The sequence below is a fragment of the Chitinophaga sp. LS1 genome, from assembly GCF_034274695.1.
In the GTDB taxonomy this organism is placed as follows: domain Bacteria; phylum Bacteroidota; class Bacteroidia; order Chitinophagales; family Chitinophagaceae; genus Chitinophaga.
The window spans coordinates 3,288,926-3,309,548 of record NZ_CP128362.1; the positions used below are offsets into that span (position 1 = coordinate 3,288,926).

The following is a 20,623-nucleotide window of genomic DNA, read 5'->3' on the forward strand; positions in this document are numbered from 1 at the left end:
CGCTGTCATATGTTGGTATTCGAATATCCAGAACGTTCACAATGGCCGGAGCTGCTGCGCCGCCCGGTATTTGACAACACTGCACTGGAAACCAGTGTAGGCAACATCCTCGCGGATGTACGCCAGAATGGAGATGCAGCCGTTCGCAAGTATGCGCAGCAATTTGATAAGGTACAGCTGGATGCACTCGCAGTCACACCTGCGGAGTTTGCACAGGCAGCTGCTACCCTCGATCCCGCACTGAAAAAAGCCATCTTACAGGCTAAACAAAATATAGAAGTCTTCCACAAAGCACAGCAGGAATCCGGCAAGGTGATCGAAACCATGCCTGGGGTACAATGCTGGCGCAAACCGGTGGCGATAGAGAAAGTAGGATTATATATTCCGGGTGGTTCTGCACCGCTGTTCTCTACCATCCTTATGCTCGGTATTCCGGCGATGATAGCAGGATGTAAGGAAATTATTCTGTGCACCCCTTCCAATGCAAAAGGTGAAGTACATCCTGCAGTGCTGTACACAGCAGAGCAGATTGGATTGGATCGTGTTTATAAAATAGGTGGTGTGCAGGCGATTGCTGCCATGGCATATGGTACAGAAAGCATTCCCCGTGTACACAAGATCTTTGGTCCGGGCAATCAATATGTAACCTGTGCAAAACAGCTCATCAACAAAGATGGTGTAGCCATCGATATGCCGGCTGGACCTTCGGAAGTAGCAGTACTGGCAGATGAAACCTGTGTACCTGCTTTCGTAGCGGCCGATCTGTTGTCACAGGCAGAACACGGCCCTGATAGCCAGGTATTGCTGGTGACCACCACTGCTGATATTATTAAACCGGTACAGGAACAGGTAGCTGCACAGCTGGCGCAATTACCTCGCAAAGACATCGCTGCAAAGGCATTGGAAAACAGCCGTATCATACTGGTACGCGACAATGAAGAAGCGATGGCACTGCTGAATGAATATGCACCAGAGCACCTGATCGTGGCCTGCAAAGATGATATCTCCATTGCAGATGCGGTCGTGAATGCAGGTTCTGTATTCCTGGGTAACTATTCTCCTGAGAGCGCCGGCGACTATGCTTCGGGTACCAATCATACATTGCCTACGAATGGTTATGCCACTGCTTACAGTGGTGTATCGCTGGATAGCTTCGTCAAGAAGATCACCTACCAGCGCCTGACCAAAGAAGGTTTGCAAAATATAGGTAGTACCATCGAAATCATGGCTGCGGCCGAAGGGTTGGAAGCACACAAGAATGCGGTGACCCTCCGTCTGAAATAATTTAATCTTATCGTATGTTCGATTTAAATAGCTTATTACGCGACAACATAAAACGCCTCGTTCCTTATTCTACAGCGAGAGATGAGTTCAAAGGCGAAGCATCCATTTTCCTGGATGCAAATGAAAATAGTTATGGTTCACCATTGCCGGTGAATTATAACCGTTATCCTGATCCGATGCAGTGGAAGGTAAAATACAAACTGGCAGAGATCAAGGGTGTACCCCCACAGAATATTTTCCTGGGAAATGGGAGTGATGAAGTGATCGATGTATTGTATCGTTCCTTCTGCCGTCCCGGAATTGATAATGTAGTACTGTTTCCGCCTACCTATGGTATGTATGAAGTGAGTGCGAATATCAATGATGTGATCGTACGTAAAGTATCTCTCACACCTGATACTTTCCAGATAGATATGCCGGCATTGCAGGAAGCAGTGGATGAGCATACAAAGCTGATCTTTATCTGTTCTCCAAACAACCCAACAGGTAATTCCATTGACCGTTCAGACATCGAAATGATCCTGAACAATTTTGATGGTATTGTAGTGGTAGATGAGGCGTATATCAACTATGCACGTCAGAAAACTTTTATCACTGAGCTGACTGAATATCCAAATCTCGTAGTGATGCAAACACTCTCCAAAGCATGGGGACTGGCGGCACTGCGCGTAGGAATGGCGTTTGCAGGAGAAGATATTATCAATGTGCTGAACAAAGTAAAAGCTCCTTACAACATTAACCAGTCTGCACAGGATCTCGTACTAGAAGCACTGAACAATATCGGTCAGGTGAATGACTGGATCAAAGATGCAGTTGTAGAAAGAGATAAACTCGCAGCTGCGCTGGAAGGATTGCCACAGGTAGAGTTTATCTATCCAAGTGATGCGAACTTCCTGCTGGCGAAGACCACAGATGCAAAGGGTATTTACAATAACCTGGTTGAGCAGGGCATCATTGTACGTGATCGTTCAAAGGTAGAATTGTGTGGAGGCTGTCTGCGTATTACAGTAGGTACGCCAGAAGAGAATGTGACATTGGTAAATGCTATAAATAATTTCAAATAATGAAAAGAGTTCTCTTCATAGATCGCGATGGTACTTTGATCAAAGAGGTGCCACCTACTTACCAGATTGATTCACTTGATAAAATCGAATTCTATCCTAAGGTATTCACCTGGCTCACGCGTATAGCAGCGGAGCTGGATTTTGAACTGGTGATGGTGACGAACCAGGATGGGTTAGGCACTGAGAGCTTTCCTGAAGATACCTTCTGGCCGGCGCAAAACTTTATTGTTCGTGCGTTTGAGAATGAAGAGGTATTTTTTAAGGAGTATCATATAGACCGCAGCTTCCCTCATGAGAACGCACCTACGCGTAAGCCGGGTATAGGAATGCTGACGAAATATTTCACAGCTGATTATGATCTGGCAAATTCATTTGTGATCGGAGATCGTATTACGGATGTACAGTTAGCCAAGAACCTGGGAGCGAAAGCGATCTGGATGAATGAGGGTACTGGTCTTGGTGGTGCGGAAGTGAGTGCAGATGCGAAGGCGCTGGAATCAGTGATTGCTTTGGAGTCTACAAATTGGGAGAAGATCTATGAGTTCCTGAAATTAGGATTGCGTAAAGTATCTCATACACGTACTACTAAAGAAACTGATATTCATATTGAACTGAACCTGGATGGTACTGGTAAAGCAGATATCGAAACTGGTTTAGGTTTCTTTGATCATATGCTGGATCAGATAGCGCGTCATGGTAGTATTGATCTTACTATCAAAGCGAAGGGCGATTTGCACATAGATGAGCATCATACGATTGAGGATGTGGGTATTGCACTGGGTGAAGCGGTAGCGCAGGGTTTGGGTGATAAGAGAGGGATAGAGCGTTATGGTTATTGCTTACCGATGGATGATTGCCTGGCGCAGGCAGCGATTGATTTTGGAGGAAGGAACTGGATAGTCTGGGATGCTAAGTTTAATAGGGAGAAGATAGGAGAGATGCCTACGGAGATGTTCTTCCATTTCTTTAAGTCTTTTTCAGATGCGTCAAAGAGTAACCTGAATATCAAGGCGGAAGGGGAGAATGAGCATCATAAGATAGAGGCGATCTTCAAGGTGTTTGCAAAAGCGATTAAGATGGCGGTAAAGAGGAATCCATCTAATATGCAATTGCCAAGTACGAAGGGGCTGCTTTAATAATAGTCGCGATTGATCATCGGGCTATAGCCATCGAAGCTGTATATAATTGTCGCGGTTGATGATCCGGCGGTAGCCGGATCATCAACTGCTTTTGGCGAATGATTTCCTGCCGGAGGCAGGAAATCATTCGCGAGACAGGAAAATCACCGGCGAGACAATTATCCGCGAGACAGAAAAAAATCTGACAGAACATTTGTAATTTCAAATAATTCCCCGGATATTTGTTCCGTAAATAGAAATCAAACAAATCATGACCACATTCATTACAAACAATCATTGGCGTTGGCACAATATCAGTTCCTGATAATGTGTTACAGTGCCATGATCCGTAGTGATCGTATATAATTCGAAGGCTCGCTGTTACACAGCGGGCCTTCTTCGTTTTAATACCTAATCAAAATCAAATGGGTAGTATTCAAGTAAAATCAAGATCAAAGCAAATGCTGGCAGATGTATTCACCCCTGTGGGCATCTACCTGCGTCTTCGTGACCGGTTCCCTGGCTCCGTACTACTGGAAAGTACCGACTACCGCGCCAGTGAAAACAGCTATTCCTTTATCTGTATCAAACCGATTGCAGGCATCGAAGTAACCAGCACCAACGACTTTGAATTCAAGTATCCTAACCTCCCGCCAGAAAGGAAACAGCTCAAAAGCCGCCAAAGCGTACTCGACGAACTCCAGAAGTTCCTCGGCAACTTCTCTTTCGCGGACAAACCAGTCCTGCCCGTCGTTCACAGCTTATTTGGATACAGTACTTTCGACTCCGTACAATTCTTCGAAACAATAGAATTCAATAAGAATAAAGCAAACGGGAACACTATCCCCCTCATGCGCTATCGTTTCTATCAATACGTGATCGTCATCAACCACTTCAAAGATGAACTGTATCTCTGCGAAAACAGTGTAGATGGCCTGGACAGCGACTTTGAACTGATTGAATCACTGATCCGCTCCAAAGATGTACCGAACTACCACTTCACGGCTACAGGAGAAGAGCAGAGCAATATGACCGATGAGCAGTACATGGAAATTGTTGAAAAAGGTAAACAACACTGCTTCAGAGGAGATGTCTTCCAGGTAGTATTATCCCGGGCTTTCAACCAATCCTTCAGAGGCGACGAATTCAACGTCTACCGCGCACTTCGCTCCATCAATCCTTCCCCTTATCTCTTCTTCTTCGATTACGGCGATTACAAATTAATGGGTTCTTCTCCCGAAGCCCAGCTCATCATCAAAGATGGTAAAGCCACCATTCACCCGATAGCAGGCACTTTCCGCCGTACCGGCAATGATGAGGAAGATCGTAAACTGGCAAAATTACTGCTGGAAGATCCAAAGGAAAATGCAGAACATGTAATGCTGGTCGATCTGGCACGTAATGATCTGAGCCGCCTCGCTACTGATGTAGTCGTAGACTCTTACCGCAATATCCAATATTACTCACACGTCATCCACCTGGTAAGCGAAGTATCCGGCAAGGTACAGAAGGGTAATCCTTTCTCCCTGCTGGCAGCTACTTTCCCTGCAGGTACCCTATCCGGCGCACCGAAATACAGGGCTATGCAGATCATTGACGAATACGAACCTACACAACGTGGTTTTTATGGTGGATGTATCGGTTCCGTAGGTTTCAACGGCGACTTTAACCATGCCATTATGATCCGCAGCATCCTGAGCAAATCAAATGTCCTGTATTATCAGGCAGGTGCCGGTGTGGTTGCAAAGTCCGTAGCCGAATCGGAAAAAGATGAAGTGAACAATAAACTGAATGCATTAAAACAGGCCATTCTGTTGGCACAAAAAATCTGACATGAACATTCTTGTGTTTGATAACTACGACTCTTTTACATATAACCTGGTACACCTGGTGGAAAAGATCATCAACGCCAAAGTCAGTGTATTCCGTAATGATGAAATTCCATTGGTGAAAGTAAAAGACTATGATAAGATCATTCTCTCTCCCGGTCCTGGTATTCCGGAAGAAGCAGGTATGCTGCTGCCCCTGATCAAAGAATATGCAGCTACCAAATCCATATTCGGCGTATGCCTTGGCCAGCAGGCCATTGGCGAAGCTTTTGGCGCCAGTCTGATCAACCTGAAAGATGTATACCACGGCGTAGCCACTCCTGTAAACATCATCAGCAGGGAAGGCAGATTATTCAACGGCCTCCCCGACCAACTCGAAGTTGGCAGATACCACTCCTGGGTAGTAGATGAAAAAACATTGCCATCCAGCCTTACCGTTACTGCAAAGGACGACAACGGCTATATTATGGCACTGCAACATCAGCAATATGATGTGAGCGGCGTACAGTTTCACCCTGAAAGTGTGCTCACACCAGAAGGGGAAAAGATCATCCGTAACTGGTTAAATGCATAAATCCCGGGATTATGAAAAAGATACTGAATTTCCTTTTTGAACATAAAACATTCACCCGCAGCGCAGCCAAGGAGATACTGATCGGTATTTCCAAGGGGATGTACAATGAAAGCGAACTTGCTGCTTTCATGACCGTATACCTCATGCGCAGCATCACTGTAGAGGAACTGCTCGGCTTCCGCGATGCCCTGCTGGAACTCTGCATCCCTGTCAACCTGAATGGCTACAATGTACTGGACATCGTAGGTACAGGTGGCGATGGTAAAAACTCTTTCAACATCAGTACCCTCTCCTGCTTTATCGTAGCAGGTGCAGGTGGTAAAGTGGCCAAGCATGGTAACGTAGGTGTATCTACGATCAGTGGTGCCTCTAACCTGATGGAGACTGCTGGTTATAAATTTAAGAACGACGATGCGAAGCTGCGTACGGAGCTGGAAGAATCCGGTGTTTGTTTTCTCCATGCACCGCTGTTCCACCCTGCACTGAAAAATGTAGCAGGGGTACGTCGCCAGCTGGGTGTGCGCACCTTCTTCAACGTACTCGGTCCATTGGTGAATCCTGCTTTTGCACAGCACCAGTTGATTGGAGTATATAGCCTGGAACTGGCCCGTGTGTATAACTACCTGTTTCAGCAGACGGACAAGCAATATGCCATCGTGCATAGCCTGGACGGATATGATGAAATCTCGCTGACCTCGGATACCCGTGTCATCACCAACAAAGGTGAGCGTGACTGGACCCCTGAGCAGCTGGGTAAGCGCAAGGTTTTCCCGGAAGATATCTACGGAGGCAACTCTATTGAAGAAGCCGCCAAAATCTTTATGAAAATTTTAAAGGGCGAAGGTACCTGGGCACAGAATGCAGTAGTCATGGCGAATGCCGCTATGGGCCTGCATACGCTGGGCAAGTACCCGACGTATGAAGAATGTTTCCTGGCAGCTGTAGAGTCGCTGGAATCCGGTGCCGCACACAATTCTTTTAAGAAGTTGATAAGTTTGCAGTCATGAAAAATATCCTTACTGAAATAGTCGCACATAAACACGTGGAAGTGGCCGCTCGTAAACTGCAACGCCCGGTAGCCGAGCTTGAACAGTCATCCACTTTCAAACGTGAGCCTTTGTCATTGTCCAGCTTTCTGCTGAACCCTGAGAAAACAGGTATCATCGCAGAATTCAAAAGGAAATCTCCTTCAAAGGGGCTGATCAATGGCACCGCCACTGTACATGATGTGACCATGGCCTATACCCGCTATGGGGCTTCCGGCCTGTCAGTATTGACAGATGAGCAGTTCTTTGGTGGTAGCTCAGACGATCTGGTACAGGCGCGTGCAGCGAATAATATTCCTGTGCTGAGAAAGGATTTTGTGATCGATGAATACCAGATCCTGGAAGCAAAAGCGATCGGTGCAGATGTCATTTTGCTGATAGCAGAATGTCTGACTAAAGAAGAAGTAGCAAAATTAGCAGCCTTTGCACACAATTTAGGACTGGAAGTACTGCTGGAAGTACACAGTGGTGATCAGCTGGACAAGGTGACAGATCATATTCAGAACGTAGGCGTGAACAACCGTGACCTCACTACTTTCAGGGTAGATTTCAACCGCAGTTGCGAACTGGCGTCACAGATCCCTGCCGGCAAATGTAAGGTAGCGGAGAGCGGTATCAGCAACACGGATAATATTGTGACGCTGAAGAAAGCCGGTTTTAACGGTTTCCTCATCGGCGAACACTTCATGAAGACAGAAAATCCTGCAAGGGCATTTGAAAACTTTGTAACGGAGCTGTCCGGTAAACTGAAAGGATAAATGATGCAACTGAAAGTATGCGGTATCACCAGGAAAGAGGACCTGGACAAACTGGTCGAACTGGGTGTACACTATGCCGGCTTTATCTTTTATGAGAAATCGCCCCGCTTTGTAGGGAATAAACTGGATGCCCGCACCGTGCGGGAAACGAAGGGGATCCTGAAGGTAGGTGTGTTTGTAAATGCACCATTGGAGCAGGTAAAACAGCTCATCGGCAGTTATGGACTGCACCTGGTACAATTGCATGGCGACGAAGATCCTGCATACTGTGCAGCATTGCAGGCATTGGTTCCTGTGATCAGGGCTTTCAGGATTGGTGAGGATGTGAACTGGGATATACTGGCAGCGTATGTACCTGTGACCAACTACTTCCTGTTCGACACCGCTGCCGGTAAGGCGTACGGTGGGACAGGTAAGTTATTTAACTGGGAGTTGCTGCATACCTATCCGTTCGATCATCCGTTCTTTCTCAGTGGCGGCATTGGCCCTGAGCAGCTGGAAGACCTGCTGGCATTTGAACACCCTGCATTGTTTGCAGCTGATGTGAACAGTAAATTTGAGACTGCACCGGGAGTGAAAGATATGGTGAGCGTGCAGCAGTTCTCCACAAAGATTTTATAAACTTATTTAAAATAATCAAGCATGAAGATCGCTGACAATACGCTGGGATTACCCTATCATGTAGATGAAAAAGGCTTCTACGGCCGCTTTGGCGGTGCCTATGTGCCAGAGATGCTCTTCCCCAACGTGGATGAGTTACAGAAAAGGTACCTGGAAGTTCTGCGTGAACCGAGCTTCCAGCAGGAGTTTGAACAATTGCTGCGGGATTATGTAGGCCGTCCTTCTCCTTTATATTTTGCAAAGCGCCTCTCTGAAAAATATGGTGCACAGATCTACCTGAAAAGGGAAGACCTGAATCATACAGGTGCACATAAGGTAAACAATACAATTGGTCAGATACTGCTGGCAAAGCGACTGGGCAAAACCCGCATCATCGCTGAAACCGGTGCAGGTCAGCATGGGGTAGCGACAGCTACAGTGTGTGCCCTGATGAATATGGAATGTGTGATCTACATGGGTAGCATCGACATCCAGCGCCAGGCGCCGAACGTGGCACGTATGAAAATGCTGGGTGCTACAGTAGTAGCTGCAACCAGTGGTAGTCAAACGCTGAAAGATGCGTGTAACGAAGCTATCCGTGACTGGATCAATAACCCTGTCACTACCCATTACATACTGGGTACAGCAGCAGGTCCTCATCCATATCCTGATATGGTGACCCGTTTTCAATCCGTGATCAGTGAAGAGATCCGCAAACAGCTGGAAGAAAAAACCGGTAATCCGAATCCAAATTATGTAGTGGCCTGTATAGGTGGTGGTAGCAATGCTGCCGGTACTTATTACCACTTCCTGAACGAACCGGGTGTGAAGATCATTGCTGTGGAAGCTGCGGGCAAAGGAGTTCATTCCGGACACTCTGCAGCTACTACGCAACTGGGTAAACTGGGTATCATCCATGCTGCGAAAACACTGCTGATGCAGACAGACGACGGACAGATCACTGAACCATATTCCATTTCCGCAGGTCTGGACTATCCTGGTATCGGTCCATTGCATGCACATTTGTATGAGACCGGCCGTGGTACTTTCCTGGCGGCAACAGATGATGAAGCCCTGCAGGCAGCTTACGAGCTGACCAGACTGGAAGGTATTATCCCTGCACTGGAATCCAGTCACGCACTGGCGAAACTGGGTGAAATTCCTTTCAAACCATCAGACGTTGTAGTCGTATGTCTGAGTGGTCGTGGTGACAAGGATATGGAAACATACATTCGTAATCTGCCCAATAAATAAATTATTTTATGAGCAATCGTATAGATCAGTTATTTGCCGGTAAAAAAAATGGCATTCTCAATATATACTGCACAGCGGGTTTCCCGGAGTTGAATGATACACTGCCAGTGATGACGGCGCTGCAACAGCATGGTGCAGACCTGATAGAACTGGGCATGCCTTTCTCCGATCCACTGGCCGATGGTCCGGTGATACAGGAGAGCAGCAGCCGCGCTATTAAAAATGGGATGGGCCTCCGTGTATTGTTGGAGCAATTGAAAGACTTCAGGAAAAGCATTCATGTACCTGTGGTCCTCATGGGGTACCTGAACCCGGTATTGCTATACGGCATTGAAGCTTTCTGCCAGAAATGTGCGGAAGTAGGGGTAGATGGTCTGATCCTGCCTGACCTGCCAATGGACGAGTACGAAAATGAATATAAAGCGGTCTTTGAACACTACGGTTTGCACCTGATCTTCCTGGTGACACCAGAGACGAGCGAAGCACGCATCCGTAAGATCGACAGCCTGAGCAAAGGATTTATTTACGCTGTATCTTCTTCTTCTACCACTGGTACAGACAAGAATATGGGCCACCAGCAGGCATATTTTGAAAGACTTGAAAAGTTGCAGTTAAAGAACCCTGTATTGATCGGGTTTGGTGTCAAAGATAAAGCTACCTTTGCGGCGGCCTGTGCACACAGCAATGGTGCAATTATAGGTACTGCCTTTATCCGCGCTATAGAAAATGCGACCAACATCGACACTGCTGTCAAAGACTTTATCAGCAGCGTAAAATAGTTTTTATGAAAACGGTAATCATCAAGTACAACGCCGGTAATATCCGCTCTGTATTATTTGCACTGGACCGCATTGGCGTGGAAGGTGTGGTAACAGATAACCCGGAGGAAATCCGTGCTGCAGACAGGGTGATCTTTCCAGGAGTAGGAGAGGCGAGCACCGCCATGAACTACCTGAAAGAAAGAAAGCTCGACCTCCTCATCAAGGACCTGAAGCAGCCTACACTGGGCATTTGCCTGGGTATGCAGCTGATGTGTAAACACTCAGAAGAAAATAATACACCCTGCCTCGGCATTTTCGATGTGGAAGTAAAGAAATTCCAGTCACCGGTAGATAACCTGCTGAAGATCCCTCAGATCGGCTGGAACAATATTACAGGATTGTACAGCTCTATATTTGAGCATGTGGGTGAAAACAGTTACATGTATTTTGTACACAGCTACTATGCGGCCTTGTGCGCGGATACCGTAGCGACTACAAACTATGTGATCAACTACAGCAGTGCCCTGCAGAAAGATAATTTCTATGCGGTACAGTTCCACCCGGAAAAGTCAGCAGATGGAGGACAGCAAATTCTGGAAAACTTCCTGAAGATCCAATAAACAATGCAGGTAAGAAGAATCAATACAGTCGATACACTCACCCTGCGCAGGGATGTGTTGTATCCTGATCAGTCGCTGGATGCCGTGAAGGTAGAAGGTGATGATGATGGCCTGCACTTTGGATTGTTTGAACAATCTACACTAGTCGGTGTCATTTCTTTGTTCCTGGAGCGGGCAAGTGCCCGTTTCCGAAAGCTGGCTATTTCTCCGGCTTGTCAGGGAAAAGGTTATGGCAGCATATTGTTAGCTCATGTGGAAGACTTTTGTCGCCGGGAACGCATTCCTTCACTGTGGTGCGATGCCCGCAATTCGGCATTTGGCTTCTATGAAAAGAGAGGCTATGTATACGACAGTGCGCCTTTTAAAAAAGGGAATAATACATTTCGCAAAATGAAAATTGAACTTGGTCAGGCATCCGCACAAAAATTCAGCGTGATTCCGGCAATCGATATTATAGATGGTAAATGTGTACGCCTCACACAGGGAGATTATGCACAGAAGAAAGTGTATAATGAACATCCGCTGGAAGTGGCGAAAGAGTTTGAAAGCATTGGCGTGACCCGCCTGCACCTGGTAGACCTGGATGGGGCTAAGAAGGGGAGTGTGGTCAACTGGAAAGTGCTGGAAGCGATCGCTGGCCATACCAGCCTGGTAGTAGACTTTGGGGGAGGTATCAAGACAGAAGACGACCTCCGCATTGTGTATGAAAACGGTGCAGCACTGGCTACTATCGGTTCTATCGCTGTAAAGGAACCTGAGCTGTTTTTTAGCTGGGTGAAAGCGTATGGTGCAGACAAGATTTTCCTGGGTGCAGATGTAAAGGAAGAAAAGATTGCCGTAGGCGGTTGGCTGGAAACGACTGACCTGACTATTTACGATTTCCTGGAATCTAATATCAAAGAAGGTGTGCATCACATCTTCTGTACAGATATCGCGAAAGACGGTTTGCTGCAGGGGCCTTCCATCCCACTGTACAAAAAGATCCTGGAGCGTTTTCCCAACATTGACTTTGTAGCCAGCGGTGGTGTGAGCAATATGGATGATATCTATGCACTGCAGGAAGCAGGTTGCAATGGTGTGATCGTAGGGAAAGCGATCTATGAAGGAAAGATCTCAATGGAAGAGTTGAAACAATTAATGAAGTAAACAACACAAGCCATGTTGACAAAACGTATCATACCTTGTCTGGACATCAAAGATGGCCGCACAGTAAAAGGGGTGAACTTTGAAAATATCCGCGATGCGGGGGATCCGATTGAATTGGGTGCCCTGTATGCGCAACAGGGAGCGGATGAACTGGTATTCCTGGACATCACAGCTACCAACGAGCGTCGTAAGACCCTCTCTGAACTTGTGAGAAGTATTGCCAGGCATGTGAACATACCGTTTACAGTAGGAGGGGGCATCTCATCTGTAGAAGACGTAAGTGTATTGCTGCAGAATGGTGCTGACAAGATCTCCGTAAATACGTCTGCTTTCAGGCGTCCTGAGCTGGTCGATGAACTGGCAAGGGAATTTGGCAGTCAGTGTGTGGTACTGGCGATCGATACCCGTTTTGAAGACGGGGATTGGTATGTATACCTGAATGGCGGCCGTGTGAAAACGGATGTAAAATGCTATGACTGGGCTAAGGAAGCGGTGTCAAGAGGAGCGGGCGAGATTCTGCTCACTTCTATGAACAACGATGGTACCAAGCAGGGTTTTGCATTGGACATCACCGGCAAGCTTTCTCAGAACCTGAATGTACCGATCATTGCCTCCGGTGGCGCAGGTACCATGGAGCACTTTACGGATGTGTTCGAAATTGCCCAGGCCGATGCAGCATTGGCGGCAAGTATTTTTCACTATAAGGAAATCGAGATCCCGGCCCTGAAGACATATCTTTATCAAAAAGGTGTGAACATCAGGTTCTAATAAATAGCTACTTTTGCACTGCTAAAGTCAATTTTAAAGAGCGCACCAAATGTATAATTACAAGCAGATAGATTTTCAAAAATCAGCAGACGGACTGGTACCTGCCATCATACAGGATGCCGCTACTCACAAAGTTCTGATGCTGGGTTATATGAACCAGGAATCCCTGGACAAAACCCTGCAGGAAGGGAAAGTCACCTTCTTCAGCCGTTCAAAACAAAGGCTGTGGACAAAAGGAGAGGAGAGTGGTAACTTCCTCACGCTCGTAGACCTGCGGGTAGACTGCGACAACGATACTCTTCTTATCAAGGTAAACCCTGCGGGTGTAGTATGCCATACAGGTGCGGACACCTGTTGGGATGAAAAGAATATCTCCAACGATTTTCTGTCCAAACTGGAAACCGTCATCAACGACCGGAAGAACAACCCTTCTGACAGCTCTTATACTTCCAAACTCTTCGCCAGGGGTATCAATAAGATTGCCCAGAAGGTAGGGGAAGAAGCGGTAGAAGTGGTGATCGAAGCAAAGGATGACAGTGAAGAACTGTTCCTGAATGAATCAGCCGATCTGCTGTTCCATTACCTGGTATTGCTCAGTGCCAAAGGCTACCAACTGTCTGACGTACTGGGGATATTGCAGCAAAGACATAAGTAACACAAATATTTCATATATTAGGGCGTGAAAAGACTTACTGTTATCTGCGCCGCAGGCGTACTATGCTCACTTTCCATCACTGCACAGCAGGTATCCGGTTCCCTGAAGGGAGCGGAGGGCAAAAAGCTGTATCTCTATAGTGATGACGACAACAATCCGAAGGATTCCCTCGTCATTAAAGAAGATGGCAAGTTTACCTTTAATACCGATGCGACCAAAGCACCAGCGGTGAACGCCCTGGTACTGGAATCTGTGAATAATCCCCTGTTGTTTGTAACAGGTAAAGAGAAGACTTCTTATGTGCTCACGGCTGCTGACTTCCCGATTGCGACTTCTATGAAGGGTAGTGCGGATGACAAAGCCATGCAGGAATACCAGAAGGCCTTTGCTCCCTTGCTGAAACGTGCGGGAGAACTGAATGCAGAAGCCAAAGGCATTAATCCTGACGATGAAGCTGCCAAGCAGGCTTTTCGTGATAAAGCAGGTAAATTCAGCGATGAAGTAATTGCCACCGGAAAGAAGCTGGTAAAAGACCATCCAAAGGAAATAGCCAGCATCTGGGTATTAATGAATGAGTTGCGTAGCCGTTTATCTCCTGAAGACTTTGAAGCATTATATACTTCTCTCGACGCGGGGCTGAAAGAAACCAAGTATGGCAAATCAGCGGGTAAGTACCTGCATGATCTGAAAGGTGAAACAGAAGTGGTTGAAGCAGAAGACTTTGAACAGACCGATGTAAATGGCAACAAAGTAAAGCTGTCTTCTTTCAGAGGTAAATATGTGTTGGTAGATTTCTGGGCCAGCTGGTGTGGACCTTGCCGCCAGGAAAACCCGAATGTGGTAAAAGCTTATAACAAATTCAAAGACAAGAACTTCACTATACTTGGGGTGTCTCTGGACCAGGATAAGGAAAGTTGGGTAGCTGCTATCAAGCATGATAACCTGGACTGGACACAGGTATCGGACCTGAAGGGATGGGGTAACGAAGCTGCCCGGTTGTACAACATCAACGGGATCCCTGCGAACCTGCTTATAGATCCAAAGGGTCGGATAATAGCCCGCAACCTGAGAGGGGCGGCGCTGGAAGAGAAGCTCGCCCAGATACTGAAATAAGTAAGTAAGAAAGATAATAGCTGAAGCCCGCTCTGCGGGCTTTTTGCGTTTTTAGGCCGCTTATCACAATACCTTTGATTATCCTGATGGTAATCGGGATTTTTGTTATAAAATCAGAAACTAATGAAGTCAGTAATATTGGCCGCGGCGCTATTGTCGCCCGTGGTCTTAGTTGCGCAGGACAAGAAAAATGAGCAACCCTTTACCATTGAGGGATCTGTCGCGCAACTGCAAAAGCCAGCTAAAGTTTATCTGAGTATCCGTAATTCAAGTAAGAATAAACTGGATAGTGCAGAAGTAAAAGATGGTAAATTCTCCTTTACAGGTAGTTTGGAAGAGCCGATGATGGCCAGCCTGCTGCTAAAAGTACAGGATCCGTCGGCACCTGAGCTCACAGGACCGGTAAAAAAGGATATCCTGACCGTATTCCTGGATAAGGGAAAGATGAACATCTCTGCACAGGATTCTATCAGCAAAGCGACCGTGACAGGTTCCAAAGCGAACGACGATTTTAAGCAGCTGAATGAGAACCTGAAAGATGTAAGCAGCCAGATGCAGGAATTACAACAGCAGTACCGGCAGTTGTATATGGCGAAGGATGAAGAGGGAATGAAGAAGCTGGAGCCTAAATTTGATGAACTGGAAGCTAACCAGAAGACGATTCTGGGCGATTACCTCAAAAGTAATAGTAGTTCCCCGATAGCATTGTTTGTACTGAACCAGTATGCTGGTTATGAAATAAACCCTACCGAGATCACGCCTGTATATAATAAGCTGAGTAAGACATTGCGCACAAGCCCTTCCGGAAAAGAATTTGCAACAAGACTGGAATCTGCCCGTAAAACCGCGATAGGGCAGCCAGCGATGGACTTTAGTCAGCCTGATGCCGATGGCAAGCAGATTAGTCTGGCTTCATATAAAGGTAAGTATGTGTTGGTTGATTTCTGGGCGAGCTGGTGTGGTCCTTGCCGTGCTGAAAATCCGAATGTAGTGAAGGCTTATAGCCGGTTTAAAGATAAAGGGTTTGACATTTTAGGCGTGAGCCTGGATGATAAAAAGGATAAGTGGCTGGCGGCTGTGCAGGCAGATAACCTGCCATGGACACATGTAAGTGATTTGAAAGGGTGGAAGAATGTGGTGGCAGAGCAGTATGGGATCAGGGCGATTCCCCAGAATTTGCTGTTGGATCCGAAGGGGGTGATTATAGCTAAGAACCTTCGTGGTGATGCACTCGAAAAGAAATTAGAAGAAGTAATTAAATAGGCCAAATCAAAAAGGTTTTGCCTCTGGCAAAACCTTTTTGATTTGGAGGCGAAATGGTTCTGGTGGCTTTCGCCACCAGAACCATTTCGGTTTTTAGGAAATTAATTTGGTGGTTTACGAAACTTTCGTAGATTTACGAAACAATCGTAGTTATGGAGAAACTAACTCAACAAGAAGAAAATGCCATGCTTGCCATCTGGAAAATATCAGGTGGATTTGTGAAGGATTTCCTCGAAGCTCATCCGGCTCCACAGCCACCATATACAACCCTGGCATCTACAGTCAAAAACCTGGAGAAGAAAGGTTATTTACAAAGCCGGAAGATTGGTAACGTATATGAATACCAGCCCATCATACCGGAAAACGAGTATAAGCAAAAATTCATGAGTGGGTTTGTCAAAGACTACTTTGAAAACTCATATAAAAACCTCGTCACCTTTTTCGCCAAAGAGAAAAAGATCAGCCCTGAAGAACTCAAAGAAATCGTAAAAATGATCGAGAAAAATCAATAATTATGTTGCTCTTTCTGCTCAAGGCTAATATAGCCCTCACGTTATTCTACCTGGCCTACCGCTTTGGTCTGCGTCGCCTTACATTCTATACTTTAAACCGTGCCTTTCTTCTGCTGGCCATCATTTGTGCCGCTGTTTGCCCATTCATCAACCCGGAAACCATTTTCCGCCACAATCGTCCACTGACGGGTGCAGCCATCGCTTATGTCATTGACTTCAATGACCTCCGCCAGCCGGCTACCCCCTGGATCAATGTGGTGCTTATATATATCTTCTGGGCAGGCGTGATCGTCATGACATTGAGAATGCTCCTGCAACTCAGCTCTCTCTGGGCCCTGCACAGAACTACCAGCAAGGATAAACTTTTTGACCAGCAGGTAAGGGTGACTGATAAATCATTACAACCTTTTTCATTCTTACATAATATATACATCAACCCTGATATGCACAGTCCAGCAGAACTCTCCGCCATTATGCGGCACGAGCAGGTCCATGTGCGGCAATGGCATACACTGGATGTATTGCTGGGAGAACTGAACAAGATCTTCTACTGGTTTAACCCCGGTGCATGGCTCATCAGCACTGCCATCAGGGAAAACCTGGAGTTCATTACCGACAGGTACATGCTACGGCAGGGTACAGATATTAAAGTTTATCAATACAGTCTTTTAAAAGTAAGTGGGATCCCATATGCGACGGCCATCGCAAACAATTTCAATTTTTCACACTTAAAACAAAGGATTATGATGATGAATAAACAACGGTCATCAAAATATAATCTGGTAAGGTACTTAGTACTGGGGAGCCTAATGATCATTGCGCTTGTGTCGCTGAATTATTCCCGGGCAGCTATCACTGTTACTGTAAAGAAAGCGCTGCGGGGTGATACGACTGTGACCCCATCACCGGCAGATCCTAAAGCACCAATAGTACGGGAAGATCCGGTTATTGTTAAAGATGTACCGCCTCCACCGCCACCGCCGGCACCAAAGTCGCCGAAGCCATTCATAGTACAGGCAGATCAGGTTATTGTTGAGGATGTAGCGCCTCCGCCACCGCCACCGGCACCGAAGTCGCCAAAGTCAGCGAAGACTCCTCCACCGCCACCGCCGGCACCAGCAGTATTTTCAATAAGAGCAGATGATCCAAAGCCTGTGGTGCCACCACCTCCTCCTCCACCACCACCTCCTCCGCCAGTACCAGATTCAAATCATGTAGTGATCCTGCGTTCCATAACTGGAAAGGGATCTCTTAATCCGCAAGGAGAGCCATTGGTTTATATCAATAATGAATACAAGGGTAAGGGAATGTCTGTCGCATCAGGGTATAACAATAACGATATTGAATCTGTATCTGTATGGAAAGGCGACAGTGTACCTGCTGAATATGGAGAAGATGGCCGGAAGAATGGCTTAATCTTTATTTACACAAAAGATTATACCGGACCCCAGGGCCCGACACTCCCTAAAGCAGAGGTGGTGACAGTGGAAGCGAAGAAAATAATAGTCGAATCAAAAGACGGTAAAAAAGCAGAATTTCAAAATTCTGCGCATCCATAGAAAAAAAGAAGAGGCCGTATCAGCAATAAGATACGGCCTCGTTTTATTCGGATACCTAATGGAGATAGGTAGTCCTTTAAGGACTTCTGAGTAGGTTTATTTATTTTTGATACACTCTCTTCTTTTTGGGTTCTTATCAACCCGTTCTATCTTACACACCTGAAACCAAGATTCTCCAACCCTGACTCCGGCGATGACTTCATTCTCGCTGTGACCCTATATCCTGAACAATACTGATCAGTACACATAAAAGAACCACCTCTGATGGTATGTTTTGCCACTGCAGGATCATCCGGATCATTCCCTTTTGCAGGCCCTTTCGGATTATGCAGATGATCGGCATGTTTGTAATAATCCACATCATACCAGTCGGCTACCCATTCCCATGCATTCCCCGCCATATCATACAGTCCGTAGCCGTTAGGAGGGAAGGACCTCACGGGTGCCAATCCCGTAAACCCATCTACTGCTGTATTCTGATAAGGGAAATTGCCACTCCATGTATTGGCTTTTGGTTTGCCGGAAGTGATCGGATCGCTGCCCCATGAATAAGGTTGATCATTCAACCCACCCCTTGCTGCAAACTCCCATTCTGCTTCTGTAGGCAGTCGCTTACCTGCCCAGCGGGCATATGCCTGTGCATCATCCCATGACACCTGTACCACAGGCAGGTTTTCCTTGCCTTTGATATCACTGCCCGGACCCTGTGGATGTTGCCAGCTGGCACCCAGTGTAAACGTCCACCATTGAGATACATCGTCCAGCGGTACAGCATGATCAGGCGGTGTGAACACCAGTGCACCTGGTAACAGCATGCTGCTGTCAGGCTCTGGTGAACCGGGAGGCAATTGTTGCATCAACTCTTCTTTGCTAATAGGCTTTTCGGCTGTAGTGACGTATCCTGTAGCTTTCACAAAGGCGGCAAACTCTGCATTGGTCACTTCATGTTCATCTATCCTGAAGCTATCGACAGTGACCCTGTGCCTGGGTTGCTCATCCTGACGGGCTTCCGCATCGTTAGCACCCATTATAAAGGTGCCGCCGGGTATCAGTATCATATGGTTGGCGGTATCCGCCGTCGTGGCCAGCACACTGTCATTGCTGGGTATCTTCTTTTCACTGCTTTGGCAGGCATTGAGCGATATGGCTCCTGCCAGCAGGTAGAGTGGCATATAACGAAACATATCTCACAAGTTCGGAATTATTTCATGAAATATTAGCCTGCGGCAGCAAGGACGCAATCATTTTTATTTTTCTGAAAACATTACATATGGTGAAAAATTAACACTAAAATAATCGCTACTTCTGCGAAACTGTTGTAAACTGCATCAGCTTAACATATGGAACAATTTTCAGCACCCTTCCACCGCCACGATTTTGGAGCGCATTTCCTCTGGGGCATCACCATTTCTGCATTTCAGAATGAAGGTGCACATGATCATGACGGAAAAGGCGCTTCCATCTGGGATGATTTTACAGCCCGCAAGGGTAAGATCAAAGATGGCACCCATGCACAGGTCACAACGGATTTCTACAACAGATACCGGGATGATATTCTTCTCGCCAAATCTATGGGTTTTAAAATATTCCGTTTTTCTATAGCATGGCCACGTATTTTGCCTAATGGTACCGGGGCCATCAATCCTGCCGGCATTGACTTTTATCACCGCATTATAGATACCTGCCTGGAACTGGACATGGTTCCTTATGTGACTTTATATCACTGGGACCTGCCGCTGGCATTAGAGCATAAAGGAGGCTGGTGCCACAGAGGTATCATCTTCGCCTTTGAAGAATATGTGCGGATCTGTGTAGAAGCTTACGGAGATAAAGTGAAAAACTGGGTGGTGATGAATGAGCCGTTTGGTTTTACATCGCTGGGCTATATGTTAGGAGTACACGCTCCGGGTAAATTTGGATTATCTTATTTCTTCCCGGCAGTGCACCATGCTTTACTGGCACAGGCCGCCGGCGCCAAGGTGATCCGTGAGTTGGTAAAAGGTGCAAATATCGGGATTGCATTGTCCTGCTCTTATATTTTACCCAATACCCAAAGTCAGGCAGATATCCAGGCGGCCCGCAAGGCAGATGCGCTATTCAACCGGATCTTTCTGGAGCCTATCCTGGGTATGGGCTATCCTGTAGCTGATTTCCCCTTACTGGGCAAAATAGAGCGCCGCTATGCCCTCTGGCGGGATCGCGATAACCTGTCCTTCGACTACGACTTTATAGGGGTACAGAATTATTTCCCGCTGGTGATCCGCCGGAATCCGTTTATGCCTATCGTTGGCGTATCGGAAGTAAAGCCACGTTACCGCAAGGTACCGGTGACTGCAATGGGGTGGGAGATTAGTGGAGAAGGGATATATAATATCCTGAAACAGTTTGCTGCCTATCCGAATATCCCCAGGCTGATTGTTACTGAAAACGGGGCGGCTTTCAACGATGTATTGACAGAGGGGCGTATTCACGACACAGACAGGATTAACTACTTTATCACCTACCTGGAAGCGATTCTGAAGGCAAAGAACGAAGGAGTGCCATTGGATGGCTACTTTGTGTGGACGCTAACAGACAACTTTGAGTGGGCGGAAGGGTACCGCGCCCGTTTTGGATTGGCGCATGTAGATCTCGATACACAGGTGCGCACCCTGAAAGACTCGGGGTTATGGTTCCAGGATTTCCTGCATGATAAATGA

20 protein-coding genes are annotated in these 20,623 nt (G+C 46.7%); 19 read left to right on the forward strand and 1 reads right to left on the reverse strand.

What is annotated here, in order from left to right; all coding sequences use genetic code 11:
• Nucleotides 1-9: 9 nt before the first annotated feature.
• The 18 genes from hisD (at nucleotide 10) to QQL36_RS13790 (ending at nucleotide 17,924) form a co-directional block, all read left to right on the forward strand.
• A complete protein-coding gene (hisD, locus tag QQL36_RS13705) occupies nucleotides 10-1,284 on the forward strand; it encodes a histidinol dehydrogenase (protein WP_321570026.1) in 1,275 nt (424 codons plus the stop codon).
• 14 nt (nucleotides 1,285-1,298) lie between these two features.
• Nucleotides 1,299-2,348: a histidinol-phosphate transaminase gene (gene hisC / locus QQL36_RS13710; RefSeq protein ID WP_321570027.1), complete on the forward strand. Its 1,050-nt coding sequence runs from the start codon at nucleotides 1,299-1,301 to the stop codon at nucleotides 2,346-2,348.
• Nucleotides 2,348-3,484, forward strand: a complete 1,137-nt coding sequence (gene hisB / locus QQL36_RS13715; RefSeq protein ID WP_321570028.1) for a bifunctional histidinol-phosphatase/imidazoleglycerol-phosphate dehydratase HisB — start codon at nucleotides 2,348-2,350, stop codon at nucleotides 3,482-3,484. Before hisC ends, hisB begins: the two co-directional genes overlap by 1 nt.
• 407 nt (nucleotides 3,485-3,891) lie before the next feature.
• Nucleotides 3,892-5,298: an anthranilate synthase component I family protein gene (locus tag QQL36_RS13720; protein WP_321570029.1), complete on the forward strand. Its 1,407-nt coding sequence runs from the start codon at nucleotides 3,892-3,894 to the stop codon at nucleotides 5,296-5,298.
• 1 nt (nucleotide 5,299) lies between these two features.
• Nucleotides 5,300-5,869: an aminodeoxychorismate/anthranilate synthase component II gene (locus QQL36_RS13725; protein WP_321570030.1), complete on the forward strand. Its 570-nt coding sequence runs from the start codon at nucleotides 5,300-5,302 to the stop codon at nucleotides 5,867-5,869.
• Nucleotides 5,870-5,880: 11 nt separating this feature from the next.
• The gene (gene trpD, locus QQL36_RS13730; protein ID WP_321570031.1) at nucleotides 5,881-6,876 is read left to right on the forward strand and encodes an anthranilate phosphoribosyltransferase; all 996 of its coding nucleotides are present in this window, start codon (nucleotides 5,881-5,883) and stop codon (nucleotides 6,874-6,876) included.
• Nucleotides 6,873-7,673: an indole-3-glycerol phosphate synthase TrpC gene (gene trpC / locus QQL36_RS13735; RefSeq protein ID WP_321570032.1), complete on the forward strand. Its 801-nt coding sequence runs from the start codon at nucleotides 6,873-6,875 to the stop codon at nucleotides 7,671-7,673. Before trpD ends, trpC begins: the two co-directional genes overlap by 4 nt.
• Entirely contained in the window at nucleotides 7,674-8,294 is a 621-nt protein-coding gene (locus QQL36_RS13740; RefSeq protein ID WP_321570033.1) for a phosphoribosylanthranilate isomerase, read from the forward strand.
• Nucleotides 8,295-8,315: 21 nt separating this feature from the next.
• Nucleotides 8,316-9,527, forward strand: coding sequence for a tryptophan synthase subunit beta (gene trpB / locus QQL36_RS13745; RefSeq protein WP_321570034.1), 1,212 nt, complete (start codon nucleotides 8,316-8,318; stop codon nucleotides 9,525-9,527).
• Between the two features lie 8 nt (nucleotides 9,528-9,535).
• On the forward strand, nucleotides 9,536-10,306 hold the full coding sequence (trpA, locus tag QQL36_RS13750) for a tryptophan synthase subunit alpha (RefSeq protein ID WP_083721324.1): 771 nt from the start codon (nucleotides 9,536-9,538) through the stop codon (nucleotides 10,304-10,306).
• A gap of 5 nt (nucleotides 10,307-10,311) precedes the next feature.
• Nucleotides 10,312-10,908 (forward strand): imidazole glycerol phosphate synthase subunit HisH, encoded by a 597-nt coding sequence (gene hisH / locus QQL36_RS13755; protein ID WP_083721325.1) that lies wholly within the window; start codon nucleotides 10,312-10,314, stop codon nucleotides 10,906-10,908.
• Nucleotides 10,909-10,911: 3 nt separating this feature from the next.
• Complete coding sequence (gene hisA / locus QQL36_RS13760; RefSeq protein WP_083721326.1) at nucleotides 10,912-12,054, forward strand: 1-(5-phosphoribosyl)-5-[(5-phosphoribosylamino)methylideneamino]imidazole-4-carboxamide isomerase; 1,143 nt, start codon at nucleotides 10,912-10,914, stop codon at nucleotides 12,052-12,054.
• Between the two features lie 12 nt (nucleotides 12,055-12,066).
• The gene (gene hisF, locus QQL36_RS13765; RefSeq protein WP_083721327.1) at nucleotides 12,067-12,822 is read left to right on the forward strand and encodes an imidazole glycerol phosphate synthase subunit HisF; all 756 of its coding nucleotides are present in this window, start codon (nucleotides 12,067-12,069) and stop codon (nucleotides 12,820-12,822) included.
• A 49-nt stretch (nucleotides 12,823-12,871) separates the two neighbouring features.
• Nucleotides 12,872-13,477: a bifunctional phosphoribosyl-AMP cyclohydrolase/phosphoribosyl-ATP diphosphatase HisIE gene (gene hisIE, locus QQL36_RS13770; RefSeq protein WP_083721328.1), complete on the forward strand. Its 606-nt coding sequence runs from the start codon at nucleotides 12,872-12,874 to the stop codon at nucleotides 13,475-13,477.
• 24 nt (nucleotides 13,478-13,501) lie between these two features.
• The gene (locus tag QQL36_RS13775) at nucleotides 13,502-14,590 is read left to right on the forward strand and encodes a TlpA disulfide reductase family protein (protein ID WP_083721329.1); all 1,089 of its coding nucleotides are present in this window, start codon (nucleotides 13,502-13,504) and stop codon (nucleotides 14,588-14,590) included.
• A gap of 123 nt (nucleotides 14,591-14,713) precedes the next feature.
• Entirely contained in the window at nucleotides 14,714-15,853 is a 1,140-nt protein-coding gene (locus tag QQL36_RS13780) for a TlpA disulfide reductase family protein (protein WP_083721330.1), read from the forward strand.
• A gap of 152 nt (nucleotides 15,854-16,005) precedes the next feature.
• A complete protein-coding gene (locus QQL36_RS13785) occupies nucleotides 16,006-16,365 on the forward strand; it encodes a BlaI/MecI/CopY family transcriptional regulator (RefSeq protein WP_083721331.1) in 360 nt (119 codons plus the stop codon).
• 2 nt (nucleotides 16,366-16,367) lie between these two features.
• A complete protein-coding gene (locus QQL36_RS13790; protein WP_321570035.1) occupies nucleotides 16,368-17,924 on the forward strand; it encodes a M56 family metallopeptidase in 1,557 nt (518 codons plus the stop codon).
• Between the two features lie 146 nt (nucleotides 17,925-18,070).
• Here the strand turns inward: QQL36_RS13790 and QQL36_RS13795 are convergent, their stop codons facing one another.
• Nucleotides 18,071-19,108 carry a formylglycine-generating enzyme family protein gene (locus QQL36_RS13795; RefSeq protein ID WP_321570036.1) on the reverse strand — a complete coding sequence of 346 codons (1,038 nt, stop codon included), beginning with the start codon at nucleotides 19,106-19,108 and terminating at the stop codon, nucleotides 18,071-18,073.
• Nucleotides 19,109-19,264: 156 nt separating this feature from the next.
• Between QQL36_RS13795 and QQL36_RS13800 the strand changes: the two genes are divergently transcribed.
• Nucleotides 19,265-20,623: a GH1 family beta-glucosidase gene (locus QQL36_RS13800; protein WP_321570037.1), complete on the forward strand. Its 1,359-nt coding sequence runs from the start codon at nucleotides 19,265-19,267 to the stop codon at nucleotides 20,621-20,623.